General features: G+C 54.5%; 22 protein-coding genes and 1 tRNA gene. 9 read left to right on the forward strand and 14 right to left on the reverse strand.

All coding sequences use genetic code 11. From position 1 onward, the window contains the following. Positions 1–69: 69 nt before the first annotated feature. A complete protein-coding gene (locus tag VK738_18735) occupies positions 70–2,367 on the reverse strand; it encodes a hypothetical protein (GenBank protein HTD24700.1) in 2,298 nt (765 codons plus the stop codon). A gap of 93 nt (positions 2,368–2,460) precedes the next feature. After that, a complete protein-coding gene (locus VK738_18740) occupies positions 2,461–4,281 on the reverse strand; it encodes a SpoIVB peptidase S55 domain-containing protein (GenBank protein HTD24701.1) in 1,821 nt (606 codons plus the stop codon). A 191-nt stretch (positions 4,282–4,472) separates the two neighbouring features. On the opposite strand from VK738_18740, the gene VK738_18745 reads away from it, so the two are divergent. Both VK738_18745 and VK738_18750 read left to right on the forward strand, forming a co-directional pair. Continuing rightward, entirely contained in the window at positions 4,473–5,672 is a 1,200-nt protein-coding gene (locus VK738_18745) for a VWA domain-containing protein (GenBank protein ID HTD24702.1), read from the forward strand. A gap of 58 nt (positions 5,673–5,730) precedes the next feature. Further along, positions 5,731–6,483, forward strand: coding sequence for a DUF3800 domain-containing protein (locus VK738_18750; protein ID HTD24703.1), 753 nt, complete (start codon positions 5,731–5,733; stop codon positions 6,481–6,483). A gap of 39 nt (positions 6,484–6,522) precedes the next feature. Here the strand turns inward: VK738_18750 and VK738_18755 are convergent, their stop codons facing one another. The 3 genes from VK738_18755 to VK738_18765 form a co-directional block, all read right to left on the reverse strand. Then, on the reverse strand, positions 6,523–7,251 hold the full coding sequence (locus VK738_18755; GenBank protein ID HTD24704.1) for a ZIP family metal transporter: 729 nt from the start codon (positions 7,249–7,251) through the stop codon (positions 6,523–6,525). A gap of 47 nt (positions 7,252–7,298) precedes the next feature. Continuing rightward, positions 7,299–8,384, reverse strand: coding sequence for a redox-regulated ATPase YchF (gene ychF / locus VK738_18760; protein HTD24705.1), 1,086 nt, complete (start codon positions 8,382–8,384; stop codon positions 7,299–7,301). Between the two features lie 113 nt (positions 8,385–8,497). Beyond that, positions 8,498–8,932 (reverse strand): DUF4149 domain-containing protein, encoded by a 435-nt coding sequence (locus VK738_18765; GenBank protein ID HTD24706.1) that lies wholly within the window; start codon positions 8,930–8,932, stop codon positions 8,498–8,500. A gap of 243 nt (positions 8,933–9,175) precedes the next feature. Between VK738_18765 and VK738_18770 the strand changes: the two genes are divergently transcribed. Continuing rightward, a complete protein-coding gene (locus VK738_18770) occupies positions 9,176–10,666 on the forward strand; it encodes a sialidase family protein (protein ID HTD24707.1) in 1,491 nt (496 codons plus the stop codon). A 144-nt stretch (positions 10,667–10,810) separates the two neighbouring features. Here the strand turns inward: VK738_18770 and VK738_18775 are convergent, their stop codons facing one another. From VK738_18775 to VK738_18785, 3 genes are all read right to left on the reverse strand, one after another. Beyond that, positions 10,811–11,779: a MoxR family ATPase gene (locus tag VK738_18775; protein ID HTD24708.1), complete on the reverse strand. Its 969-nt coding sequence runs from the start codon at positions 11,777–11,779 to the stop codon at positions 10,811–10,813. Between the two features lie 197 nt (positions 11,780–11,976). After that, a complete protein-coding gene (locus VK738_18780) occupies positions 11,977–12,834 on the reverse strand; it encodes a zinc metalloprotease HtpX (GenBank protein ID HTD24709.1) in 858 nt (285 codons plus the stop codon). A gap of 109 nt (positions 12,835–12,943) precedes the next feature. Beyond that, positions 12,944–13,834 carry a tetratricopeptide repeat protein gene (locus tag VK738_18785; GenBank protein HTD24710.1) on the reverse strand — a complete coding sequence of 297 codons (891 nt, stop codon included), beginning with the start codon at positions 13,832–13,834 and terminating at the stop codon, positions 12,944–12,946. Between the two features lie 199 nt (positions 13,835–14,033). On the opposite strand from VK738_18785, the gene VK738_18790 reads away from it, so the two are divergent. Further along, positions 14,034–15,494 carry a CapA family protein gene (locus VK738_18790; protein ID HTD24711.1) on the forward strand — a complete coding sequence of 487 codons (1,461 nt, stop codon included), beginning with the start codon at positions 14,034–14,036 and terminating at the stop codon, positions 15,492–15,494. 497 nt (positions 15,495–15,991) lie between these two features. Here VK738_18790 and VK738_18795 read toward each other — a convergent pair whose 3' ends face one another. Beyond that, positions 15,992–16,183 carry a hypothetical protein gene (locus VK738_18795; protein ID HTD24712.1) on the reverse strand — a complete coding sequence of 64 codons (192 nt, stop codon included), beginning with the start codon at positions 16,181–16,183 and terminating at the stop codon, positions 15,992–15,994. Then, positions 16,176–16,757 carry a zeta toxin family protein gene (locus tag VK738_18800; GenBank protein ID HTD24713.1) on the reverse strand — a complete coding sequence of 194 codons (582 nt, stop codon included), beginning with the start codon at positions 16,755–16,757 and terminating at the stop codon, positions 16,176–16,178. The genes VK738_18795 and VK738_18800 overlap by 8 nt, the downstream gene beginning before the upstream one ends. An 86-nt stretch (positions 16,758–16,843) precedes the next feature. Between VK738_18800 and VK738_18805 the strand changes: the two genes are divergently transcribed. From VK738_18805 to VK738_18815, 3 genes are all read left to right on the forward strand, one after another. Beyond that, complete coding sequence (locus tag VK738_18805) at positions 16,844–18,274, forward strand: reverse transcriptase domain-containing protein (GenBank protein HTD24714.1); 1,431 nt, start codon at positions 16,844–16,846, stop codon at positions 18,272–18,274. 117 nt (positions 18,275–18,391) lie between these two features. Then, positions 18,392–18,880 carry a hypothetical protein gene (locus VK738_18810; protein ID HTD24715.1) on the forward strand — a complete coding sequence of 163 codons (489 nt, stop codon included), beginning with the start codon at positions 18,392–18,394 and terminating at the stop codon, positions 18,878–18,880. A 30-nt stretch (positions 18,881–18,910) separates the two neighbouring features. Further along, positions 18,911–19,294 carry a hypothetical protein gene (locus VK738_18815; protein HTD24716.1) on the forward strand — a complete coding sequence of 128 codons (384 nt, stop codon included), beginning with the start codon at positions 18,911–18,913 and terminating at the stop codon, positions 19,292–19,294. Positions 19,295–19,526: 232 nt separating this feature from the next. On the opposite strand, the gene VK738_18820 is transcribed toward VK738_18815, so the two are convergent. Further along, entirely contained in the window at positions 19,527–20,252 is a 726-nt protein-coding gene (locus VK738_18820; protein HTD24717.1) for an MBL fold metallo-hydrolase, read from the reverse strand. Positions 20,253–20,360: 108 nt separating this feature from the next. Between VK738_18820 and VK738_18825 the strand changes: the two genes are divergently transcribed. Further along, positions 20,361–23,165 carry a hypothetical protein gene (locus tag VK738_18825; GenBank protein ID HTD24718.1) on the forward strand — a complete coding sequence of 935 codons (2,805 nt, stop codon included), beginning with the start codon at positions 20,361–20,363 and terminating at the stop codon, positions 23,163–23,165. Positions 23,166–23,196: 31 nt separating this feature from the next. On the opposite strand, the gene VK738_18830 is transcribed toward VK738_18825, so the two are convergent. Beyond that, complete coding sequence (locus tag VK738_18830; protein HTD24719.1) at positions 23,197–23,595, reverse strand: hypothetical protein; 399 nt, start codon at positions 23,593–23,595, stop codon at positions 23,197–23,199. A 186-nt stretch (positions 23,596–23,781) separates the two neighbouring features. Between VK738_18830 and VK738_18835 the strand changes: the two genes are divergently transcribed. Next, positions 23,782–25,161 (forward strand): TonB family protein, encoded by a 1,380-nt coding sequence (locus VK738_18835; protein ID HTD24720.1) that lies wholly within the window; start codon positions 23,782–23,784, stop codon positions 25,159–25,161. Positions 25,162–25,201: 40 nt separating this feature from the next. Here the strand turns inward: VK738_18835 and VK738_18840 are convergent. Further along, positions 25,202–25,277: transfer RNA gene (locus tag VK738_18840), tRNA-Thr, on the reverse strand. Between the two features lie 444 nt (positions 25,278–25,721). After that, positions 25,722–26,882: a DUF6599 family protein gene (locus tag VK738_18845; GenBank protein HTD24721.1), complete on the reverse strand. Its 1,161-nt coding sequence runs from the start codon at positions 26,880–26,882 to the stop codon at positions 25,722–25,724. Positions 26,883–26,900 lie beyond the last annotated feature (18 nt).

Here is a 26,900-nt window from a genome sequence, read left to right on the forward strand (position 1 = left end):
CCACTTCCTAAATCTCAAATTCTTAAATCGTAAATCGAAAATCGTAAATCACAAATTACAAATCCCTTCTTATTTCCTGATGACCGTTTTCGCGCTGCCCACGTTGTCATACTGGTCGTAGGCGCGGACCACGACTACATGCTCCCCTGCCGCAGAACTGGCGGGCAGAGGAATGTTGAAGTCGTAGTTTTCGGTTTTAGAATCGGAAATTTTCCCCACAGGCTCGAGAAACTGCCAGTCACTAGCGTCCAAGGAATACTCCGCCCGCCGGATAGGAGAGAAGCCGTCGCGGGCGCGGAAGGTCACATGGATTTCTCCGCCGTTATCGGCCAGGAAGGCAGCATTCAAGTCTTCGACCTGAGGAGGAGTGTTATCCACCTCAAAGCGCGTGCTTTCTTTTTCCGCGGTCAGGGCGTCTTCAGGGGAATGTGAGGGCGCGTCGGAGACAATCACTTTGATGGTGTAACCTCCGTCAGGCAACAAGTCGCTATCGAATGAATAGAACTTATCGGTTAGCTTCTCTTTGGTCAGCGGTTTCCATTGGGTCTCGCCATCGCCGCGATAGTAGAGGGAATAGACCAAGTCGTCGTTGTTATCATCATGCGCCGTCCAGCGTACAGCGATGGAATCCTTGTCGCGCATGGCTGTAGCAAAGCTTTCCATGCGTTGTTTAGGTTGCTGCGAATTGCTCTCGCCGCCTACAATGATGGGCGTGTTTTCCGAAGAAGACTTGATGCTGGGAGGAAAGCGCGCACCCACCTGCACCGCAACTTCGTCAATCACAGGAGCGGCATTCTTGGAGCGGTAATTCAAAATCACGCTCTCAATTTGTGGAGTCTTCTGCCCGCTATGCAGAACCGCTTTCCACTGGATAAAGCGTGCCGGTGGAGCCTGCACCAGAGGACCTTCGGGAGAGCTGAAGTTTATTTTTTCCCATGGGCTCCAATTGCGGTCGGGGTTATCAACGTTTCCGCTGCGCGCCAGAAGATCAAAGTTGCCCTGGCCGCGTACTTCGAGCCGTCCCCATTGCGAGAACAGATGAGCATCGAAGACGTCGCTCTCGTAATTTCCTTCCGCGTCGAGCGATGGGCCCAGCGTAAAAATTTTGCCCAGGTTGCTGGTGGCCGCAAAGAGCGCGCCGTCGGTCCCATTCGCCATTGCGGTCACCTGGTTGGCGCTGGCTTTCACCAAATCGGTATATTCGCCGCTGCCACGAATGGCAAAGATGCGCCCTTTATTGCCGGTGCCGGCCACCAGGTTCTGTTTTCCGGCAATACGTTCGAATGCCAGGGCATACACCAACTCGTCGCGCGAATTCCATAGCTCGGTGGGCGAGCCATCCGCGGCAATTTTATAAACCCCCGAGCCGCCGCTCGATGCTGCACCCAAAATCGAAGACGCGGAGCCTGTCGGCTGCGGATTAGGCACAATCGTGATCGTGGCAGTTCCGGCTGTCAAAGCAGACGGATTGGCGGCAGGCGCAGCCCCAGGGAGGGGAGTTGGCGCAGGAGGGCGCTTTTCTCCGATTCCAGCGGCGTAGATGTTGTTGTCTTCATCCACTGCCAGAGCGGTGATTTCTTTTTTGGAGGCGCTGTACAGAACAAACGCTTCTCCTGAGGGCGAGATGCGATAGATGAGTCCGCTGCCGTCGGAGCCGGCCAGCAGATTGCCTTGATGGTCAAATGCGAGCACACGGATATGGGCCTCGTCGCTTTTGAAAAAGACTGAGCCTTCACCATTCTGGCTTACGCGGAAAATCTGGCCGTTATCGCCGGTGGCCACGTAGAGTTGGCCGCTTTTATCAATAGCGAGGTCCCAGATATATTTGGTTTGTGGATCAAAGAATACCTTTGCAGCCGTATTGTCAGAAGAACTTTTATCGCCGGAGGATTCCTTGGCTCCAGCTTCTGCGGATTTCGAAGCAGAGGTACTCTTCTTCTTTTTTTCTTCTTTCTGGTCGGGCGGTGCCGGCGTGAGCTGAATTTTATACACCTTGCCATCGGGAGAAGTAGCGGCATAGAGCACGCCGTCGCGCTCGGCCAGCGCCTGTACCTGCAACTCCTTGGGTTCAAAGATCACCTGCGATTTGCCGTCTGGGGTGATGCGATAGACCCGGGCAGGCGAGCCGGCGGCAGCATATACATTGCCAGCGCCATCGGTTGTGATGGCCCACAGATACGTGGAAGGAGAGGTGTAAAGAGGCTTGAATTGGGGCGCAAGCTCCAGTGTGCCTACGCTGCGTATGGCCACGCCTCGGGCCGTACCCTTTTCAAATTCGTCAAATTTGGTTTGCTCCCAGGTTTGTGTGCCTTCAGCAAAGGCACACAGAGTTGAGAGAAGAAGAAAGCACGAGATGTAAAGTTTCATGGGTATAAGAGGACTGGAACAATAATCAATTAGTGTACGCCAATTAACGAATTGATTCCCGCCAGCGGAAAACTATTCGTGCGGAAGGTAATCTTACTTAATCGTCACGCTGATAACCTGCGAGCCTGAAACCACGTAATCGAGTGGCGTGGAGGCTTCGCTGACCGCCGATTCTCCCACCACCAACATGTCCTGCGTACCGCGCAGGCCTTCCATGACGTTCATCACCGAGAGCGGCAGGCTGGGCATGACTTTATCGTCAATCATGGCCTGCGGATTGGGTTCCAAAATGGAAACGTACAGATGGTTATTGGCGTGTTCTTTGTTCAACAACGCAATGGTCGAGCCCAGATCGAGTCGCTGCGAAAAACTGGAATAGATGCGACGCATGCGGTCCAGCGCTTCGCTGTCGCTGACCAGAATCCGCAACGTGCCCTGCGGGGCCGAGGTCGGGACTTTAATCGGGATACGCCGTACGATGCGCTCGCCACGATAAGGACGCAACACGGCTTCTACGACAATCTCATCGCCCGGCCGCGCCTCGGTCACATCTGTGCGGGCGGTCTCCAGGTGTGCGGTACGACGGTCGGGAACGACGTCAAATTCCAGATTCACGCCCTCGACCTTGGGGCGCGAGAAAGGATTATCGAAAATGCGGTTAAAGCGATCACCCAGCAGCAGCGCCGCGCCCAAAGCAGCCGGCGAACCACCGTCGGCGGGAGCAAACATGTTTTGCAGGGAAATGTCGGGGTACCCATCCACATGGATTTTGCCGTTGATGTGGTAGGTCACCTCTGAGCCGTAGTCATTAGCGTTCTGCAGCGCGCTGAAGAGCGTAGCCATCATGGCCAGCGGCGTGAGCTGGGGATTATTCAGGACTTCATAGTGATACTCGCGAGGTTGTGGAGTGCCGTGAACGGAAAGCGTGACCGGAATCATCTCCGGGTTCTGGCCGAAGCGTCCCAGGATTCCAGTATGGCGGTCCTGCACGAATGATCCCACCGGCTCGGTGGTATTAATGATTTTGAAAGAGTTCAGAGGCGAGGCCAGGGTTGCAATCACCCGCGCCTTGTTCATGGGGATATCCACTGCGCCGAATTGCAGCACCGGATGTCCACAGGCCAGGAGGCGATCGTCATCTGTGTAGGTCACCGTGCAGGTGGCGGCGATATCCAAATCTCCGCGGACAAGCACCATGCTCACGGCTGATCCGGGTTCGATGGGCTCAGGCTGTTTTTCATCGGTTACAGAACCGGCGCCCATAACGGGAGTCAACCCCAAAGCTGCGAACTGCGGGCTAAACTGGCGGACCGCTTCTTCTGAGAATCCGCTGAAAACCAGGGGCGCCTCAATGGGCTTGAGGATTCTGGTAATGTCGTTGCTGCCCAGACTGGAATCTGCTTGGCCGGGAGCTGACGTGGTGCTGGCTGCAGGTTGCGCAGAAGTTGCTGGCGCCACACCTCTTGCCGGCTGGCTGCGATCAAACTCGTTAATTTCAAGCATCTGCTCGATGGGAGTGACTCCGCCGATAGGTTCCTTGGAAAAAGCTCCGATGCGGTAAGAGAGCGCGCCTACGAGTTTGCCATCCACATAGACCGGGCTGCCGCTCATGCCTGCCACCACACCGGTGTACTCGGGCTTTGAACCCAGCAAGCGCACCAGAATGAGATCAGTCCTGGGGCCGTTGACATTTTTCAGGACCCCGAGAATCTCTAAATCCATAGGCTCCGGCTTGACCCCTTCGAAAACCGTGTAGGCAGTGCCATGCATGCCCGCACGGACCTCGGAGAGAGGCATAATAGGTGTATGCTGTCCGGACTTTGGTCCGGGCTGAGAAACCGGTGTTTGGGCGAAACAACAGACTGAGAGCAGGAAGAGTAAAATAAAACGAAGCGCAACGACGGAATATTTCATGCAAACCACACTTTTTCCTTGCGCAGGTGCAAACCGACCTCGCAAAGAACTATCCAAAGAAGGGCTTTGGTGCATCTATATTAGCATCAAGCCACTCGATTTTGGGCCCAATAGGCGGAGGAGTAAGCATGTCTGTGTATAGAATTTCGGCATATTCAGAAAGTTTTTCCAGGTTTGTAAGGTGTTTTTCGGTGAAGGAGCTGGCGGCCAGGAGCGTCCTTTTTCTGCTGATGGCAGTTTTATTCCTGCCGGTTAATTCTCTGCTTCTCGGACAGACGAGCTCTTCTTCCTCCAATAACACACAGACCGGTTCTCAACAAAAGCCGCCCTCACAAGAGGCCCCGCCGGAAGCCGGCGGTCCACAAGGCGAAGTGAGCCCGGTGGCGGTGCCCAAGAAAACAGAAGCCCCTCCTGAACCACCCAAGCGCACGGTCAAGAACCCCGAAGGAATGCCGGACTACACCCTGCATGTGAACGTTCCAGAGGTGGACGTTGATGTGATTGTTACCACCAAAAATGGAGAGTTTATTCCTGGGCTCAAGAAAGAGAACTTCAAGGTTCTGGAAGATGGCGTTCCTCAGCAGGTCGTCAAGTTCTCGCAGGCGGAGAAGCCGGTCACGGTCGTGATGTTGCTGGAGTTTGCCGCCAATCACTACGCCTTCATCAATGACATGCTGACCAATGCCTACACCTTTGCCAGCACTCTAAAGCGTGACGATTGGGTGGCGGTGATTTCCTACGACATGCGGCCCGAAATCCAGCAGGACTTCACACAAGACAAGATGAAGGTCATGGGGGCACTCAACCACATGCGTATCCCCGGTTTCCGTGAGACCAACTTGTTTGACGCGCTCTACGACACGCTCGACCGGCTGGAGCGTATTGAGGGCCACAAGTATGTCATCCTGATCTCCAGCGGCGTGGATACTTTCAGCAAGCTGAACTATGACAAGATCCTGAAGAAGGTCAAAGCCACGCGTAACACCACCATCTACACGGTCAGCACCGGATGGCTGCTGCGCGAATACCTTGAAAGCCATGGAGCAATCACCCCCGGCAACACCATGCCGGGAACCCAGGACCTGATGGACTACCTGCAGGCCGATAATGAAATGAAGACCTACGCTCAGATCACAGGCGGCAAAGCTTATTTTCCACGTTTTGAAGGGCAGTTCCCCGAGGTGATGAGCGATATCAGCTACTCCATTCGCAATGAGTATCTGCTCTCGTATCACTCCACCAATCCCAGAGAAGATGGAAGCTACCGCAAGATCAAAGTTGAACTGATAGACCCTGCGGGCGGACCGATTGACCTGCACGTGAACGGCAAACCAGCTAAATACAACATCATTGCGCGCGAGGGTTACGTCGCGAAGCATGAAGTGGAATAAAACAAGTACTCGGTACTCAGTACTCAGAGCATCTGTACACCGAGGAACATTTCTCACTGTGCTGAAATCTTATTTTGACTGTAGCGGTAAAGATGATGCGCCGTTCATAACTCTTTCTGGGATTGCGACGAACGATGTCATCTGGGGAGAGATAGAGGCAAATTGGAACTGTCGCCTTCAAACTGGAACCCCCAAAGCTTCATATATGCACATGGTTGAAGCTGTCCACCTGAATCGTGAATTCAGCCCAGACAAGGGCTGGACTGACGATAAGGTTTACGGCCTAATTAATGCTTTGTTGAGCGATATAACCCAGACCCCAAAAGATAAATACTGTCAGTTTGTCTGCATGATTGACATGAATGCCTATAGGAAATTGCAAGCAGAAAGTTATCAGATGGATTCCCCCGCTGACATTTTGGTCACAAGCTGTACTGACCGCATCATGTCTTGGTACTTTCTTGAATATAAGGGCATGGATTTAGAGGCGCACTATTATTTCGATATGGATGAACCTTTCGAGCCGATCATCAAAGCGAGATGGGAGAGAGAGCTTGAAGGCTGCGAAGTACCCGGTGCTTACAATAAATGGCATCACATCAAGCATATTGGCACAGCGCAAATGCGCTCGACTATAGGAATCCAGGTTGCTGATATGTTGGCGTGGGCGAGAAACAGAGAAGAAACAAAAAAAGGACAGAGGTACGAATCCTTGGCGCTTGCGCTGACTCGCCTGTCGCCATCACACATAGCATTCTGGGATGAAGATCTTCTCAGAAGAAAGTACAGACCGCTGATATACAGGCCATAGCGTAAAGTGATAGTTTTTCTGAGTACTGAGTACCGAGTACTAAACTTGAAAAAAGTGATCCAGCAGTAAAAACACCGCAACCCCCACAAACACCAGCAGTGCCATCTTCATGCCGGGCTCGCGGTTGACCTCGGGAATCAAATCAGAGGCAGCTACGTAAACCGTTACTCCTGCGGCCAGCGGGAGTCCTACGTTGACGGAACCTTTCAGAAAGACCATGGTGACAACCCCAGCGAAGGTTGCTGCACCCAGCAGGCCAGAAGCTCCCCAGGCGGCCGCCTTGCTGCGTCCTGCGGCCAGCATCACGGAAGCTACCGTGAATCCCTCAGGAATTTTGTGCAGGATAACGGCAAAGAAAATCAGCCAGCCCAGCCGCGAGGAGACGATGAATCCGGATGCGATGGCAATTCCATCGAAGAAGGTATGAATCATCAGACCGAGCAGCACCGAGTAGGTGCGATGAGAATGGGCAAACTCGTGGGTATGGGTTTCTTCCCCAAAGTGGAAATGAGGGGCCAGCGTGTGCTCAAAGAAATGCACGAGGAGATATCCGGCCAAAATAAATACCGGCGCCAATGGTGGATTGCGCCGCCAGCTCTCGGGCGCCATCTCCACCAGCGCAACCGCCAGCATGAAGCCCGCACCCAGGGCCACGAAGTAGCGCAGATAGCGGCGCTCCCAATCCCGGTGAACAATAATCGCGCCGCCAAACGCGTTGGCCGCGGCGGCGGTGAGGCCGAGAAGGAGCGTGATGGTAAGAATGTTCATTCGAAGCTCTCGGTTCTCAATTCACGTCCTCAGTGCTGAGTACCTTGTCATCCAGAGTGACGGATATGCATCACGTCCCCGTCCTTCACGATGTAATCCTTGCCCTCGAGCCGCAATGTGCCGTGGGCCTTGGCGTTGGCCTCGGAGCCGGCCTCGAGCAGGGTATCCCAGTGAATGGTCTCGGCGCGGATGAAATGTTTTTCCAGGTCAGAGTGAATTGCACCAGCCGCGGTCTGTGCGCGTGAGTTGCGCTCCACCGTCCAGGCGCGGCATTCGTCTTCGCCAACGGTGAAGAAAGAGATCATTCCCAGCAACTCATAAGTCTTGCGGATCAGACGCGCCAGGCCGCTCTCCTGCAATCCATAACTGGAGAGAAATTCGGCGGCTTCAGCGTCGCTCATCTCAGCGAGTTCGGCCTCCACTTTGCCACAGATGGCGGTTGCCCCGGCATTCGGGCGGGATGCAATCTCACTCAAACCGAACTTCTGCACGGCGTTCTCCAGGTCGCGCCCCAGTTCACTGCTCTCGTTTACGTTGAGCACATAGAGAATGGGTTTTTCGCTCAGGAACATAAAGCCGCGCACACGCTTCTTGTCTTCCGCAGACATTTCCATCTCGCGCAATGGTTTTTCCGTCTCCAGGTGTGCTTTCGCGCGTTTGATCAAATCAAATTCCTTCTCAATCTCGGCAGTCTTCTGCTTCTTCAGGTCTTTTTCCAGACGTTCCAGGCGCTTTTCCACCTGGCCGAGGTCGCTGACCATGAGATCGAAATCAACGTTTCGGATGTCACGCAGCGGGTCAATGGGGCCAACGTGCGCAATGGCAGGATCGTCGAAGGCGCGGATGACATGCGCCAGCGCGTCCACTTCGCGCAGGCTGGCGGTGAAGGCGGTTTCCTTCAGCGCCTCGGCGCCGATGGCGGCCACGTCCACGTACTCGACGGATGCATGCACCAGCTTCTTGGGGTTGTAGAGAGCAGCCAGCTTGTCCAGGCGCTCATCGGGTACCTTGGCCACACCGATATGGGCCTCGCGCGGGTTGGAGTAGCCCCCGGCTTCCAGCTTGGACTTGGTCAGAATTTTGAACAGCGACGTTTTGCCTACCTGTGGCAGGCCGATAATGCCAGTTTTCATTGTGTAATTGGGTAATCGGGTAATTTCGTGATCGGGTTCGTGCCCTTACAGATAATAAAGAGCATTGATGTAATGAGCAAACGACGAGAGCTGCTGTTCCCAACTCTTGATGCTCAGTGTGACTCACCGGCCTGGGAATACAAAAGTACGAGCCCCAGCAGCAGGACGGCACCTTCCAATCCTACCGACCAATTGTGCAAATGCTGAAACTGCATCTCAGCGGCGGAGTTGGCTTGCGCTTCACGGAGTTGGGCGATGGCAGGCAAGATGAAATGCTGCGAGACGGCTGTAGCAGCGAGCATCAGAACGACAAGAAGGTGGGGAAGTGTGAGCAGTTTTCTGTTCTCTGAGGAGAAGAAGCCACGCAACAACGATGCCAACAGAAATACCAGCCCACAGACAATTCCTAGCCAGTGCAGCTTCGCGAGCGACTGGTTGATGATCTCTCCGCCCAAGGTCTTGTCATGGACATGATTCAAAATGACTGGAGCTTCGACGGCGGTAAAGAAGATGATTCCGCCCAGCCAGAGGGAGAGAGCGAGCAACATTAGGAATCTTAGGAAGCGCATTTTCTTTGCAGCTTATTCCGCAAAACAAGAATCTTATCAACGCCATTGCTAGTGTAGCGCTTTGTTCCCGGCGCAATCAGTATTCAACCCCTGCCCAATCCCAATGTTATTGCCCAGGTCATTTCCAGAATTCACCGGATTGCAAAGAGTGACGCAGAGACCGATAAACATACCCGTGGTAATGAGGCAGGCAAACAAGTTCGAGTCTAAATCGTAAACCCCGTGGACGCGAAGGCCATTGAGCGGGAGGTGATCGTGATTCAGTTCAACACCCTTGTTGACCAAGCCAGGAAACGTGCGGTATTCCTGGGCGTGATTGTGGCCATGGTCATGATCGCGCCGGTTGTCCAGGCGCAATTGCTTTTCACTCCGCCACAGAAACTCTCGAGCAATTCAGCCAGTTCGCACTTTGCCGGGGAGCAGTTGATCGCCGTCGATGCACTGGGCAACATCAACATCGTGTGGTTGGAATCAACGAATAGCGCCAATGTCATGTTCAGCCGTTCTATCGACGGTGGCCTGACCTTCTCGACGCCCATCAATCTCTCCAACAACCCAAGCGGCGCGATTGGGCCCTCCCTGGCGCTGGATGCAAGCGGCAACATCTACGTGGCATGGTCAGGAGTTGCCAACTTCGCTAACGGGGCCACGGCGATTTTTTTCACCCGCTCGACGGACGGAGGCAGCACCTTCTCAACGCCTGTGAATGTCTCCGGCCCTCAGCCCGCAGTAGGAGCATCTGGTCAGTCTATGATCCTGGATTCGGGCGGCAACGTGTACCTTGTGTGGTCAGGTTCTTTTGATAATAACAGTCTGACCTATGGTCCGGTCTTCTTCAGCCTGTCCAGCGATGGTGGCGCAACTTTCTCTCCCCCGGTCCAGGTTTCAAACGACCAGACGCAACGCGCGCAGGTGGCAGTCGATGCCAGCGGCAACATTGACGTTGTCTGGTATGAGTCAGTGAACGGCGGTGGAGGTCACGATCCGGTTTTCTTCAGCCAATCCAGCGACCGAGGCGCTACTTTCTCCACGCCGATCACCGTCTCCGGGGACACGTTTTTCCCACCGGAGCAACAGATGACGGTAGATTCACAGGGCAATATTTATGTTGTCGAGAACCTCGACCCAACTCAGAATGGTGTGGACCGTGACGTCTGGCTCGCCTATTCCAGCGATGGCGGCACGACCTTTTCGATGACCAATATTTCCAACAACCCAGGCTCCAACGGTCCAACTCAGGGACAGATCGCGCTGGACTCCGCTGGAAATGTCAATGTTGTCTGGGTGGAGCCTACGCAATTGCAAATTTTCTACCGGCGCTCAACCGATGGGGGCGCTACGTTCTCTGACCCTGTGAACGTCTCGAACGACAGTTTCGGCTACATAGAAAACCCGCAAATCATCGCGGACCCCGGCGGCAACATCAACGTCGTCTGGGATCAAAACACCGGCCAGTTTTTTGACATCCTGTTCAGTCGTTCCAGCGATGGCGGTTCTACCTTCTCGTCTCCCCAAAACATTTCCCACGATCAGGGTAACTCCGTGACCCCAGTCATGGCCGTGGATTCTCTCGCTGACGCGTATTTCGTTTGGCGAGACGATTCCCCACACCAAAACCCGCCCGTGTGGAACATCTTCTTCAGCCGCGACGTTTCTTTCCCTGTGTTGAATCTCAACCGGAAGCATCGCCTTCCACCGGCACGATTACGCTGAGCCGACAAAGGATCCTCTCTTCGGCGGGACACGTTAAAACTTCGTCACCTTTCCATCGGGGTGCGAAGTTCAAACAGAATTTCTATCATTAGGATTCTGGCCGCTGCCTGAGAAGCAGAGAGCTGACAACTGAGAACTGTTTCTCTACACCGGCACCGGCACTTTTTCCACGATCTCGCGCAATATTTCTTCCGCCTGCTGTGATTTTTTCGAGGTCGAGGCATAGCGCGCGTTAACGACTACGCGGTGCGAGAAACAGAGTACGGCCAGGCGTTTGAAGTCTTCCGGGGTGGTGAAGGTGCGGCCCTCGAGGAAGGCCATGGCCTGGGAGGCGCGGTAGAGCATTTGCGAGCCGCGCGGTGAGACGCCAAGTGCCAAATGTTCGGAGTTGCGCGTCTTGCGGACCATGGCCAGCGCATACTCAGCGAGGGCGTCATCCACGCGGACGCGCATGACCTCGTTTTGCATGGCCACTACGTCGGCGGCGTTGAGCACTGGGCGGACCTCATCCAGTCGAGCAAAGCCAACTTCAGAGCGGATAATTGCGCGCTCACTGCCGGCTTCGGGGTATCCCATGGCAACCCGCAGCAGGAAGCGGTCCATCTGCGACTCGGGCAGAGGATACGTCCCGTGGTGTTCCACCGGGTTCTGGGTAGCGATCACCAGAAATGGTTCGGGGAGCGGATACGAGGCGCGATCCACTGTGACCTGATGCTCGTTCATAGCTTCGAGTAACGCCGACTGCGTTTTGGGCGTGGTGCGGTTGATCTCGTCGGCCAGCAGCACGTTGGTAAAAACCGGGCCGGGCTTGAACTCGAACTTCTGCTCAATGGCGGAGTAGATGGAAATTCCCAGCACGTCGCTGGGCAGCATATCGCTGGTGAACTGGATGCGCTGAAAGCCGCAATCGAGGCTGCGCGCCAGGCCGTGTGCCAGCGTAGTTTTGCCTACGCCCGGGACGCCTTCAATCAACAGGTGTCCGCGCGCAAAGACTGCGACCAGCGCCATGCGCACCACTTCATTATTGCCGCGGATTACATTGTGCAGCGCCGATTCCAGTTGAGCTGCCCGTTGGGAGAGGGTTGCGGCAGCCGTTGTCGTTTCCAGGGCCATGAAATATGGATTGTAGCCTAAAAATAATATAGCAGTTTAGATTCCAAGAACGACAATTTGGGAACTAAAGAAGGTTCGCAATTTTCGATTTACGATTTAAGAAGAACTTCGAAGGTCCCTGACGATGCGTTAGTGACCTCAATTAAGCCACTTCAATCGTCAATCGTAAATCTCAAATCGTAAATCTTACGCAAGTCTCAAATCGTCAATCTCCCGGTAAGCCGCTCAATCCGCTTGGGAATTGGCGGGTGAGTGGAGAATAGGCTGGAGAACAGGTCGCTAACGTAGGGTTTTACGATGAAAAGATGCGCCGTGGAGGGCGAAGCAACCAGGGGCATGCGCTTGGAATAGGCGTCCAGCTTCTGCAGCGCCCGCGCCAGTGCCTCAGGATTGCCGGTAAAGTGTGCGCCGGTTTCGTCGGCGGCATACTCACGAGTGCGTGAAACCCACAATTGGATCAGCATGGCCGCAAGCGGCGCGAAGATCAGCATCAGCAGCATGACAATCGGGTTGCTGCCGCGATTGCGATCGTCACGGCTCCCGCCGTATCCGCCAAACAGAGACGCCCAGTACGCAGAGCGCGCCAGCAACGTGACAGCTCCCGCCAGAGTGGCAGCGATGCTTGAGGTCAGGATGTCACGGTTGCGCACGTGTCCAAGCTCGTGCGCCAGTACGCCTTCCAGTTCTTCATCGTCCAACAGTTCCAGGATGCCCTGCGTCACCGCCACTGACGCGTGCTTGGGGTTGCGGCCTGTGGCAAATGCATTGGGAGAGGGTGTTGGGATCAGGTAAATCTTTGGCATGGGCAGGCCGATGCGCTGGGTCAGACGCTCCACCACGTTGTAAACCCGCGGAAACTGCTCGCGCGTAATTGGCTGGGCACGATACATGGCCAGGGCAATCTTGTCGGAAAAGAAATAAGCGACAAAGTTCATGACGCTGGCAATGATCAGCGCCCATATCAAGCCATTTTGACCGCCGAGCACCTGGCCCACAAACATGAGAAACAAAGTCATGAAGGTAAGCAGAAACGCGGTTTTTAATGTATTGCCCATACTGCATTAGACGATAGATTTTGGGGTAAAGATTCAGGCGGGAAGATCCTGCGGCAGTTTGTACAAAACTTTACAACTGAAGAGGTTAGACGTCGCAGGCTTAAAACTTTTATTCCTGGGTGCTCTGGTTTTTCTGAAAGACCATGCGCAGCTTGTCACCATCCAGAATTTTCTGGATTTGGGTGCGGGCATGGATGGCCCAGGGACCGATGCTGTCGAGCTTTACATAGGCCCGCCAATGGCGCAGCGCGCGGCGGGGCTGCTTGAGCTTTTCATAGGCCAGGGCGAGATTGTAATGCGCATCGGCATACGTGGGTGCCAGCATGATTGCCGAACAGTAGGATTTGATTGCCTCGGGAAGGCGTCCGGTTTCATCGAGGACGTTGCCCAGATCGAAATAAGCCAAGGCGTAGCGCGAGTCAACTTCGATGGCCTGACGATAGTGGCGTTCCGCGCCGGCGTAATCGCGGCGATTATAGTATAGCGTGCCCAGATTGATATGGGCGGCGGCGTGCTCGGGGTCAAGCTCCAGTGTCTTCTTGTACGCTGCAATGGCATTTTCCTGGGTTGCAGGATCTTCCTCGAGGCCAATGCCTTTGGCGAACAGATCTGCCGCAGTTTCCTCAGGCCGGATAGCGCGCACCTTCACCGGCTGGACCAACTGGCGCGGGGCGAAATCCATGACAAACTGGCCGGCAATCGGCTCGACTGACCTGCCTTGATGGCGGAAGACCACGCGCGAGCCGCTGGAGTAGACGCCGGCTTCGAGCAGCGGGTTTTCCATGCCCGCCACCTGCTTCTGCATGGCTTCGAGCGACTGGCGGATCACCGCCGAGCGCACGCGTTTGGCGCGCAGGTCGCGTACTTTTTTCAGTTGCAGGAGATCGACAAAAGAATAGTCAGCGGATTCAGTAACCAGCCCGGCGCGTTGCCATTCTGCCAGTTGGCGTCCTGAGATGCGAAGAATACGCAGTACATCTGAACGGTGATATCGGTTCACGGTGCTGTGTATGTCTAATCCTCTCAACTTATTATGGGGAATCCTGACGGTAAATAGCAAGTGAAATCAGTGTGTCAAATGTGGAAAACTCGGGCGAAATAGTTAAAACAACGCCTCTACCACCCACATGCAAGACCGTAATTTTGCCACGGCAGCACTTCGGGATTAACATCGGAGAAACACTTTAGGACCGTTGGGAATGAAAAAAATAATTCTGGATCATATTGCCCCACGAAAGCGGGTACTTGCGGGGTGTGCGCTCGTTCTGTTGCTTCTTTGCATTCTTCGGGCGCAGGATACGACGAAAAGCAAAGCCAAGGCTGCGGTTTCTTATCCGCAAGAGATCAGCAAAATTACTTTTGTGGTGGCCGGCGATGTGATTCCTCATCAATCGGTGGTGGAAGCAGCCGCCGCGCAAGAAAAAGCTCAGACGCCAAAAGTGGTTCAAGCTAGCCCACCTGCCGAGCCAGCTCCTCTAGAAGCAAAAGATGCCGCGGCGTCTCAGACAGCCTCTGCGCAAACCGCTTCTGCGGACGATCATGGCGGGTGGGACCTTCTGTTTTCGAGTGTTGCCGACATTTTCCGCCAAGCCGATTTCGGTTTTGTGAATTTAGAGACCCCGGTAGCCCCGAAACATTCGCAAGGAACCAAGGCCTTTCAGTTTGACGCTCCTATTGCCCTGTTGCAGGCGCTGAAATTCAGCGGCGTCAAAGTGGTTTCGTTTGCCAACAATCACGTCCTCGACCAGGGGCAGGCTGGGTTTGCGGAGAGCCTCGATCACTTGCGCGAGGAAGGCATTCTCTTCGTCGGATCGGGCGCGACCGAGGAAGACGCCTGGAAGCCGCTTATCCTGGAAAAGAATGGAATCAAAGTCGGCTGGCTGGGCATGACCCGCCACTTGAACGGACGTCGCAATCCGGATAAAAACGAGGAGCCCCACGTGGCTTTTTATCCCTATCCGGGCGATACGGGCGAATCGAAAGGGGCCCCGGCACGGGATGAAGCCGGAGTGCTGGAGGCCATCAAAGCGGCGCGCGCGCAATGCGATTTGCTTCTGGTCTCGATTCATTGGGGGGTCGAGTATGCCACCGCGCCGCTGCCGCAGGATGTCGAGCTGGCGCATAACATGCTTGAGGCCGGCGCCGGCGCTGTGATTGGGCACCATCCGCATGTGCTGCAGCCCATTGAAACCTACCGCACCCAGGACCAGCGCAACACGGTCATCATTTATTCGCTGGGGAACTTTCTCTCCAACCAGTCGCGCAACTATGTGGAGGGCCTGATGCCCGACAAGACCGGTGACCCGCGCGATTCCCTGATGGTGAAATTTGCCGTGGTCAAAAAAGATTATGGTCCGGCAGGAGTCCAGGTTGAGTTAGGTCAAATGGGGATTTTACCGGCGTGGGGAGAGAACAATCACCTGCAAGTGCAAAGCGGCGCAACCAAGATTGCGTGCATTCGTCCGGTGTTGATGGACCGGGAGATCCCGCGCCTGCAAGCCAGGGTAGACGAGCTGACTCGTCTGGGCGACCAGCTCTCGGCAGAGCAAAAGAAAGAGCTGATGCAGATCTCCAGCCAGCTTGAGCTGCTGAAACATCGCCGGGAACTGCTGCTGGCGCGGACCGGGGATGAATATCTGATTGCACCACCAAGCCCGTGAATTCATGAGAACTCAGTGAAGGCACCCCTCCCCCTGCTCGCTTAGGTCTTTTAAAACAGCTCCAAGCTGCAAGCGAAAACAAAAGCCTCACAGCAGAGGCCGCTGAGTTACGCAGAGGCTTAACCCGAGAGTTCCGGTCCCCAGCGCCGCATTCCCGTTTACCTTGTAGTAAATTCCGGCACTTGTATTTCGACCTTTGCAATGTGGCCCCCTCCCCCTTGCGCGCTTGGGGGCGTGAACGACAACCCTTTATTTTTCAATGGGCGCCAAAATGGCTTGCTATTTACTCTTTGGTAAAAGAAGTTTCGAGTTTCCAGTTTCGAGCAAACGCAAAACTGCTTTTCTAGAATTTTTCAAAGATCTTTTGGGGCCGAAGCCCTGCATCCTGGGATGCGGATACGCTTCCAGCAAAATGATAATCCACATTTTCTTAGAAGTTAAGAATTTGATACCAGAATGGTACCTTGGGCCAAAGCCCAATATGACGAACTGAAGGATTAGTGCGGCTTAGGAGAGGATTCCCGCAGTTCCTGTGGCGATAGCGCAACCACCTTGCCATCGCGCCAGATGTAGAGCGGCCGCCCGTCGCGGATGTGTTCCTCTACGACTTTCTCGAAGGCTGCCTTCATGGCCATCTCGGCCCGAACTTCCAACGGCAAATTGAGGATGTCTGCGGATGGTTTAGTCATGTTTCCCATATTGTGTAACCAACCTGTCGTATGCTCCAGGTTCAATTATACGAAGCTTTCCTTGCCTCTCAAAGGCAGTAATAGAAGGCGGTTTGTCCGAGCTATTAAATAAAATCCACGAATCTGCCAGAGGGCGATAGTGGACGAAGAAGTTTCTAATTGACCGGTCAAACCGGCGGCGGACGTCAGCTTCAGGCACGTCATGGCCACCTTCTGAAACCCGGTCTTTAATTCTTGATAGGGCAAGGTCAACACCCGGCACCCAAAGAAAGAAAAAATGCACCGCATACCCCTGACCTTTCAGGTTGCGGATCAAGTTCAGGTAGCTCCGGCCAGCGAGCGTTGTCTCGAAGCCAAAATCGGCGCGGTGCTGCGCCAGTAAATTGATCTCGCTGAGCATGACCCTGCCGGCACGAAAGGCTGCAGTTTCCGGTGAAAATGGCGACATGCCCTGGGCAATCAAATCCGCATTAACGAAGTTTTTGCAGTCAGCGTAATTGGGCAGAAATTTCCTTGCGAAGGTGGTCTTGCCGACGCCGTTAGGTCCCGCAATGATGTAGGCGTTAGGGCTCACAATAGGTCTCAAGGGATGGCGGCAGAACTCTGTGGCAGCTCATGCAAGTTCGTTGATTATAATGGCCGCGCAGGTTTTTGCCGAAAATGCTCATCGCTCAAGCAACACGCCTTTTGCGCTGGAGAGACATCTACAGCGAAGCCGAACTCTACAAGGCGGCGGTTCGTGTCTATACCAAGCCGGTGTTCCAGTGGCGCAAGGCGCTGTGCGCTTCCACGGATGGAAAGACGCTCTACGACTTCGCGGCGCATGGGCTGCGCCGTTTGGATGATATCCATCGTTCACTGCGGCGGGAAGAATTCGAGTTTCGTCCGGCGGTGGCGCTGCGCTATAACTTCAACGGAAAACATCGCACTCTTTATATTCCGCCCTGGGAAGAGCGCATGGTTGATCTGCTGCTCTACCGTGTTCTGAACCGCAAGCTTCATGCCTGGTTCTCAGTAAATTCTTATGCCTATCGCGACCGCAGCTACGGGTTGGATTCCTGTCAAACGCGGATCGCAGCACGAATCAGCTCGGCAACGAGTCCGCTTTACGCCATCAAACGCGATATTGCCGACTACTTTGCCACGGTCAATCATGAACGGTTGCTGGCAAAATTGGCTTTACTCGTAGATCCTGCTGATTATCTTTTCCAGCTTTTGACTCAGCGTGTTCACTTTCTTTATCAAGAGGACGGGTGCACGCAAAAGGCGACGGTTGGCATTCCCTTCGGCACAGCGATTGCCTGCCTGCTGGCGAACGTCTACCTTACGGATTTAGATCGCCACATCGAAAGCATTGCGCAGGTTGATTATTTTCGTTATGCCGATGACATCCTGCTGCTTTCGCCTTCTCGCGAGACGGCAATGCGAGCAGAGCAACATCTGGAGCTGACGCTGGCTGAACTGAAATTAAAAATGAAGGCCAGCCATAGTGCCGACCTGTTATTAACCAGCACACCTATACCCGATGCGCACTTTACCGCGGTGCGTGATTTCCGGCACCTAGGTCTGTTGTTCCGCGCCGGGGGCGGGGTTGCGCTTTCGCGTGACAAATTGCACAAAATCCAAAATTTGTTCAGCTTTGCTTTTCGCCGAGGCCGGCGCCGTTGGAAGAAAATCTCTGATCCAAAGGCAAAGGCACAGGCCCTAGTAACTGTGGCTGCAGAAACGATCGAAAAGGGCGTTCGTAATGTCGCCATTCTCGACTACTACCTCAAGCATGTGGATGATGAAGAACAACTGCGCATCCTGGACCGGTGGCTGGCGGAAGAGATACTGAGCCTGGTTTTCGGTGGACATAAGAAAGGCCATTTTCGTCGGATCAGCTTTGAGCAGCTTCGGGGCATGGGGCTGCCTTCACTCGTGCACCGGCGCCGCTTGATTTGCCGGGGGTGCATTGAGTCGCCGTTTTTTATTTGGCAGAAAGAAAAGACCATCAGAGCATTCAGGGGGACGGTTGCCAGGCTGCACCGCCCAAAAAGCGAAGCAGCTTTCTCTTCGTTCCCAGAAGCAGCAGCCGGCAAACGCCCGTGAGAGAGGGTGGCTGCCTGTAGATGGGGGTTATGGAATATCACTGACGCTGAAGCGCAGTGGTCGTTTTCATCAACCGTCCCCCTGAGTGCTCTGGATCGCATCATAAGGAGGTTGAACATGGGATTCCTGGATTTTCTCTTCGGCAAGAGCAAAGCGTTATGCCCCGCGTGTGGGACCAAAGGCGCGCGGACATCGGAGGTTCCGATCCGTTGCCCCAATCCCTCATGCCAATACTACGACGCAACCCTGGGAGGGAGTTGGGCCACCAGCTTCCGCAGGTCCTTTGATTATTCGCCAGCGAAGCCGCTTGCGATTCACTACAACAATTTTCAAGGCCAGCAAAAGATTTTTACCGTCGACGCCGGGTCTCTTCGACGCCGGAAAAATCACATTAGCGCGTGCGTAGCTCCTACCGGATTGAGAATCTCGCTCTCCCGCGACCGCATCCAGAATTTGCGCGAGGTAGAGCAAGCCGTGCCGCGACTGGCTGAGCCTGTATCCTCCGGACCCAGCCCGCGCGAGTGGCAGGTGCTGGGCTATCACAGGAAACACAAGACCACTTCGCCGCTCTACGAACAGATTCGCGCTAAGTATCCGAACTGGTGATTCGGAATGAAGTGGACCTGAGATCAATCATTGTCTGTATTCTCATATTTCCGGGCACCCTTTCCGTCGGCCAAGGGCTTCTCTGCGTATCGCATGCCCGGCGTGGTGGTGCACATTCCGCTGCTTGCCGCCAGCATTTTCATTGGCTTCATGCTTTGCTGGCCTCATCCCATGCTGCGGCCCTTGCTGGTGGTTTGGATCCTTGCCGGCCTGTACCTTGGCCGCGATCTCGCCATCTTTTGTCATTACGCTCCGCTGCTGACGCTGGTGACGTTGGCGGGCGTCATGACAGTGGTCGTTAAAGCCCTCTCGATTTCAAAGTTCGGAGCTTCACACGTAGTGATGCCGGCGGTTCTTTCGCTGGCCGTTGCTGCTCTGTTCATTGCGCATATTTATCGTTTGAGGAAACAGTAAGGGGCCAGGGTTTTGACAGGGCAAGGACCGCAGGGGCTAGACGATTTTAAGGACGGCTGTATCTCGTAGTTGGTGTCGCCCCGCTGGGGCTGGCGTTCTCTCTTCCAGCTTAGCCCACCGCTTCGCGGTGGGCTAACCTCTGGTCGCGCTTCCAGCGCTCGGAGCATGGACAGAAACGAGATGCAGCAAGACTTAAAAGGTGCAAGTAAAGGTGTAAGAAAAGAGCGCAACGCTAAGCATGTTTCCGCCGCGCAACGAGAGCGTCAAACTTTCTGCGGTGCATCGCTGCATCGAACTTAAAGTAGTGATTGGGAACCATCAGCTTGGGTGAGAGCTGCTTCACCCGGTCAAGGCTGGCATCGAAATATTCAGGACAACTGTTAAGAAATCCGGGCGGCAGATGGGTGATGAAATTGTAGCTGGCGAACAGGTCTCCACTAAAAAGCAGATCAAAGCGCTGACTGTAAAATCCGCAGTGACCGAGCGTGTGTCCCGGCAGATGAATGACGCGAAGGCCGCCCCAGTACGGCAATTCCATTTCCGCCTGTAGTGGTTCATCAATAGCAACGGACCGATAGCGGAGCACCCAGCGTCCGAAGGCTTCGAGCGCCCCGCAGACGCGGCTGATACCACGGTAGGGGAACGTTCCATTGATATGCGCCTGCTCCAAAGGATGGGCAAGCACCGGAGCGCCGGTGAGTTGCTTGATTTGGAAGAGGTGGCCGGTGTGATCGAGGTGTCCGTGGGTGAGAAGAATGGCTTTTATATCGTGCCAGTCGAGGCGGCTATCCTTAAGAGCTTGAGCCAGTTGCGACATTTCCCCGATGAGCCCGGTGTCAATAATTATCGCTTCGCGGCGCGAGGCATCCAACAAAAGATGAAAATAGCCGAGAAGCCCACGGATGGGATAGATCCGGTACGGCGAATCCGACGAATCGATGGAATAGGACCTCACCATAGGCCAAGAATAACGGGTAATCGCGTGATTTCAAGCCGGACTCCCCCGCCCAATGGTAATGTAATCTCTTGGCTTAGTATTTTCGTCAAATTGTTCATTACGCTTTTTATGAAAGTTCAGCAAGCGGCAGGCAGGCGGGTCGCCCTTTGGGTGTTGGTATGTTCCAGCATCTGCGCGTCTGCCTGGCAGACACCGGCACCCAAGCCTATTTCCGGCAGGCCCGGCGTGGTTGCATCGCAAGGTGTGGTGAATTTTTCTGACCTGGCCCGGCGCGAGGCGTTGCATCCAAATAAACTTCCGGTGCAAAAAGTGGAGGCGCCTGAGCGCGATGCCCCTCCGAAGGTGCTGCCCGCAGACGCAGTCATTAAACTTGAGACGAATATATCCAAGCCAAATGCGACGGGAGCTGTCGGGCCTCCCCGTCAACTCACGGCCGAGCTGGCAAACAGCTTTCTAGCTGAGGCTGATAATGGCACGGTAATTCCACCCGATACGCAAGGTACGGCCGGCCCGAACCATCTGGTGGTAACACTGAACAGCAACATTGTGGTCCAGGACCGCTCCGGCAACAATCTCAAAACCGTGTCTTTGGACAACTTTTGGGCACCAACCAACAACTCACGCACCACCGACCCCAGGGTTGTTTACGATCCCTTTAACGATCGCTGGATCATCTCCACCTCGGGGGATTATCTGCTATCTACCTCCGGTGTGCTGGTAGGCGTTTCGCAGACCGGTGACCCTACCGGCAACTGGAATTTATACAAAGTTGCGGTGGACAGCACCGGCTTGCATTTCTGCGATTTTCCCACTCTGGGTTTCAACAAGACGTGGGTTGTGGTGATGTGCAATGTCTTTGCCAACGCCTCGAACTCGAACTCTTTTGCGGGAAGTATTTATGTCTTTGACAAGTTCGACCTTTACAACCATGGGACGGGCGCGCACACGGTATTTGATACCGGTGGCGACAGCAACGTAACCCCAGCTATCACCTATGACAACAGTGTTGCGACCGAATATCTGGTCGAAGAATACAACGGAAATCAAAGCGGAATGGGGTTACTGCGGCTATGGGGCATCAACGGCTCGGCAGGATCGCCTACGCTGTCTCCATCGATCGCGTTTCCGGCCACGACGCTTACCTGGGCTGAGAATGGGACAAATAATTTTGGACCGCAGTTAGGCAATGCCACCGGCGTTGACACAGGAGACGCCCGCATCGGCAACGTGATTTATCGCAACGGGACCCTTTGGACGACGCACCCAGTATTCCTGCCCAGCACCTCACCCAATCGAAGCGCGGTCCAGTGGTGGCAAATTGATACCAGCGGCAACGTATTGCAGCGCGGGCTGATTGACAATCCTGACGGCAGCTACTTCCGCTCTTATCCTTCGATCGCCGTCAACCAGTACAACGACGCAGTCATTGGATATGCGCGTTACTCGCCGAATGAGTATGTCGGGGGATTTTATTCGTTTCGCGCCGGTACCGATCCTCCCAGCGTGCTTCAGGGTGAAGCCGCGCTCAAAACCGGCGAAGCTCCGTACTTGAGAACGGGAGGCAGCAGCGGCCTCAATCGCTGGGGAGATTACAGCAATACTTCGGTTGATCCAACCGACGACACTTCTTTCTGGACCATCCAGGAGTATGCGGCCTCACCCAGCAGCACCTGGGGAACATGGTGGGGGCAGGTTGTGCTGCCGCCCGCGGCTTTTCAGATCAGCCTGACTCCATCTAACACGACGCTTACGGCCGGCGTGCCGCTGACGGACTTGGCAGTTACAGTTGTTGATGCGCATGGTCATCCAGTGGTGAATTACACAGGGACGGTGCACTTCACCAGCAGCGACTCTTTGTTCTCGATGCCCGACTACACGTTTTCAGCTTCGGAAAACAGCACGCATCACTTCGCCAATGTAACGCTTTTCAAGGCGGGCCCGCAGAGCATCACACTTACCGATGTGGCAAACTCAGTTCAAGCTACATTGAATTTTACCGTTGTGCCTGGTCCGCTCGGCACTTTTGCAGTAAGCGGCCCTGCCACGACGGTTGCAGGAACTCCGTTCAGCTTTTCCGTCACGGCGCAGGACTCTTTCCAGAACACCATAACCAGCTACAGCGGGACGGTACAGTTTTCCAGCAGTGATTCCGTAGCGGTACTACCGGGAAACTATACCTTCAACCCGGGCGTGGATAACGGGACACATACCTTTAGTGCAACTTTGAAACGGGCAGGATCTCAGAGCATCATAGTGTCTGCGGGAAGCGTTATGGGCAACATGAGTGTGAACGTGACTCCCGCTGCAGCCGATCATCTAATGGTGAGTGCGCCGGCCAGCGTAACCCGCACCAAGCCGTTCACCGTTTCTGTGATTGCGCAAGACCAGTTCAACAACGTTGCCACCGGCTACCGCGGCACTATTCACTTCACTACAAGTGATGCCGCACATACCTTACCGGGTGACTATACTTTCGTTGCCGGCGATCAGGGGGCCCGCTATTTTGTGAATGGCGTGACCTTGAATACGATCGGGGCGCAGACTGTGACTGCCGCTGATACGGTTACGGGTTCAATCATGGGCTCGACATCCATCATCAACGTAGCACATCTGAGCGGCACGGCGAGATTCCTGCATGTGCGCCTGGGTAAACCATTCAACTTATTGATCGTCGCCGATTTCACGGACGAGGCCAATCCGTCGCCCAGCGGCCTTTCCGCAAACATTGATTGGGGCGACGGCTTCAGCAACGCGGGAACGATCACAGGGGGCTACGTTGTCACCGGCAGCCACACTTACAGACTTCCTCCTGAACACCCGATCACGGTCACGATTAACGACACGATCAATGGCTACGGTCCGGTTTCAATTACCGATGCTGTGGGTATGTGGCCGAAGACGGAATCGCACTGACATTCGATTGCTGGAGCAGCTGCAATCGAGGTCATGCGCCGTAGGTGGCCAGGATCCATTTGATTTTCTTCAGATCAAGACCAACCCAGGAGTTGTCTTTGTTCTGAAAAAGCACTCCGTCTATGCCAGGGGCCTTGGTCGCCATCCGCAGTGCTTCAAGACCTTCAATCTCGAAGTAGCCTTTGGCCAGGCGTTTGTCGCCTTGAAACGTAAATAAGGGAACCAACTTCACTCCGTTTATGTTGGCGAACGGAATTCGTATGGCGTCGTTGGCTTGTACGCGGTAGCTGCTTCCTTTTGGTATACCTGCGATCGTGGCGGGATCAACCGGGCAGAAAAACGGGCGTCCCTTGAGCAATTTGAAAAAGCTCTCGTAGTCGCTGTCTCGCTTGTGCTCCGCTATTTCGAAAATCAGTTGATCAATATCCATGATTGCCTGTTCGCACGATCGCCACCTTGATTTGGCAGGTTTCAGTGTAGATGATAGGAGGAATGAAAGCCCTACCCTGGGCATCATGAATAGCGGCGTGATGCTCCCTTGCAGGAGGTGATATCCTGCCGTGGGTATGACGGCCCCCAAAGGGCCGACTGATGTAAGGGGAAGGAAGATGTGCAGATGACCGAGGCCTGGAATCAGTGGCAAGGCCAAGTTATCAATGGTGAGTTTCGCCTGCAGAAGTACCTGGGCGGTTCGGAGCAAAGCGCTGTGTTCCTCACGGAGCTCCCGGGGCAGAACCCTCAACCAGCCGCGATCAAACTGATTCCGGCGGGAACGTCGAACCCATCGAATGCGGAACTCCAGCTCTCCCAATGGAGGCTGGCTATGGGATTGTCGCATCCTCACCTGATCCGGCTCTTGCACATGGGACGCTGCCAGTTGGGGGGCGTGGATCTGTTATTCGTGGTGATGGAGTCTGCCGAAGAAAACCTCGCTCAAATCCTTCCCGAGCGGCCGCTCACACCCTCAGAAACCAGCGACACGGTGAAGCCCACTCTGGAGGCCCTCGCCTATCTTCACGGCCAAGGGCTCGTACACGGTCACTTGAAACCCCCAAACATAATGGCGATCGGGGACCGACTCAAACTCTCAAGCGACGGGCTAAGTCGGGCAGGTGAATCAAGTCTCGACTCAGAGAAACGCAGCGTCTACGATCCACCCGAGAAGGCAAGCGGCGTGCTCTCCCCCGCTTCGGACATCTGGTCGCTTGGCATGACGCTGGCTGAAGTCTTAACGCAGCGTCTGCCGTCGTGGAACCAGAAGGAACAGACGGACCCAGTGTTGCCGGAGAACTTGCCGGCGCCGTTCTCTGACATAGTGCGTGGCTGCTTGCGTCGAGACCCTCAGAGCCGATGGAAGATTGCTGATATTACCGCGCGGCTCTTTCCCTCATCAGCCCAGCCGGCGCCAGCTTTGTCCCAAAAGCGGGCGACAGTTAGCCCTCAGACCGGACCCGCAAAGCGGCGTTTTGTTCTCCCGACAGTGGTTGCGGTCTGTGTTCTGATTGCAATATTTGCAGGCTTAAAACTGTTTCGTCATCAGCCGGAAGGCCAGCAAGAGATTTCTTCGGTGAGAGCAGAACAGAATCAAGGATCGGAAGAACGTCATCCGGCATCTGCGTCTAACATGAAACCTTCGCCCGTTAAATCATCGCCCGCTTCCTCACCACCTGAACCCCGAGCGGCCACAACCAATCGCGGCTCTGCGGAAAAGGATGTCGTACAGCAAGTCTTGCCCGACGTTCCCCAAAAGGCCAGAGACACAATTCACGGAACCATCAGGGTCAGCGTAAGGGTACATGTTGATCCGTCGGGTGACGTGACGGGGGCTGAATTGGAGTCTGCTGGACCGAGCAGCTACTTTGCCCGGTTGGCCACGCAGGCCGCGCAGAGCTGGAAGTTCACTTCATCCAACCAAGATGTTGGGCGTGATTTCATCCTGAGCTTCGATTTCAAAAATACCGAAACTACGGCTTTTGCTACGCAGACAACTCCTTAAACAGGAAACAGGCCAGCAAGACTTTTGACAAATAAGAAGCTGGAGCCGACGATCGGACTTGAACCGATGACCTGTCGATTACGAATCGACTGCTCTACCAACTGAGCTACGTCGGCCAATTTGGAGAGAAGAAAAAACAACTGCTCGAAAGTGATTCTAATATAGCAGCCAATCCACCTCAAAGTATTCGGCAGCATTTGGTTCTAAAGCTCTTGCAGCAAGTTTTCCGATGAGTGTCTTGCCCTACCGGCGCTGCAGTGCATCGAGAATGGCATCCAAATACGAGATTGGTTGCGAGAAACGTAAAGGCCGCCTGATCACAGGCGGCCTTTTATTCAAGGGAGAATAGTTCCAACGGAAGCGAAAGCCGTCAAAACTTTTCTGCAAAAATCTTATGAGGCTACAGGAAGGGGTGTCAAGGGATTTTTTTGAGATAAATGTCTTTATTTTCAATAATTTACAAAAAATTTAAAAACTTTAAATAAATGACAAATTTTGTCAATTTGCCCTGTGTAAATAGCTTAAGGGACTAAAATTCAACAGTTTGCAGGGAAATTGAGTCAATCATTCAAATTTAACTTGATTATCTCTACCTCCTGTGCGTGTTTGAACTCGCGGTTGGGAAAGATGCGGCGCAGCACGACGGGCACGCCGCCCATGAGGAAGCCCAACACCAGGCAGACGGCAATGAGGACGGCAATGAGGACAAAGCATCCCACAATCAAGTTGGTGATGGCGCTCATCGTAACCGGTGGGCGCTGCAGCAGACGAACATCGGCGTCAAAGTTGACCGATTGCACCAAAGAAACAGCTTCGCTCCTGGAAATTGACCCGGAAACCAGAATGACCATGGGGCCGCTGCGGCGGAATGTGACTTCAGAGCTGGCGCTGAGTGGGAGCGTAAGGGTCCCCTGGAAAGAAGGCTTGCGCGCTTCCTCGGCGCGGGCGAGAGCGGGTTGTGCAACCGCGGGATCTTTCGCTGCCGCGAGCCAATCCAGTACTTCGCGGAAGTGTTCCATGGCAATTTGTGGAGTGGGATACGACAAGATTGTCAGCCGGGCGATGCCGCTGCTGGTGCGGTAGTCCCCGATGGCGACCTCGGCGCTTTTATCGAAGCCGATGATATTGATTGGAAGTACGGAATCAAGTTTGGAGAAGGTTGCCGGACCCACAGCGTAATGATCGGAACCAGCAACATAGGACTGCGCAGGCAGATACTTCACCGGTTCGGGCAGGGAGGCAGCGCCTCCGGAAATTGCCGGCAAGCTGTCACTCAACGCCCGCAACTCTGCGGCCGACATCACCGTCGGTGTTTCAAAGACAGCATCCACCAGGATGTCAGCTTTGTAAAACAGGACATGACCATTGCTGACAAAGCCGCCATTGCCAATCTCCTGGGCCAGCATGTCCGGACTGGTAAAGAGAGTGAAGGCGCCAAACGAGCCGGTTGCATTGCTGAAGCGCGCCGCTTTGAGATGCAGCTTGCGTCCGGCACGCTCGTAGGTTGCCAGTTCGTAGTCGGTGAAGCCGAACTCGTTGAGCAAAGCAGCATTCACGGCATCTACTTGCGTGGAAGCAGTGCCGTTATGATGCTCGGTTTTCTGCCATCCGGAAAAGCTTTGCGGAAGCAACGCCGGCGTGGTCGCCGCTGCGGCCATCAGGGCCTGGGCAGAAACCAGGAGCAAAATCCAAAGCGGAAAAAATCGAAAGAAAGATCTCATCTCAAGAACCCGAACTAC

The sequence above is a fragment of the Terriglobales bacterium genome (assembly GCA_035487355.1).
Classification (GTDB): Bacteria; Acidobacteriota; Terriglobia; order Terriglobales; family Acidobacteriaceae; genus QIAW01.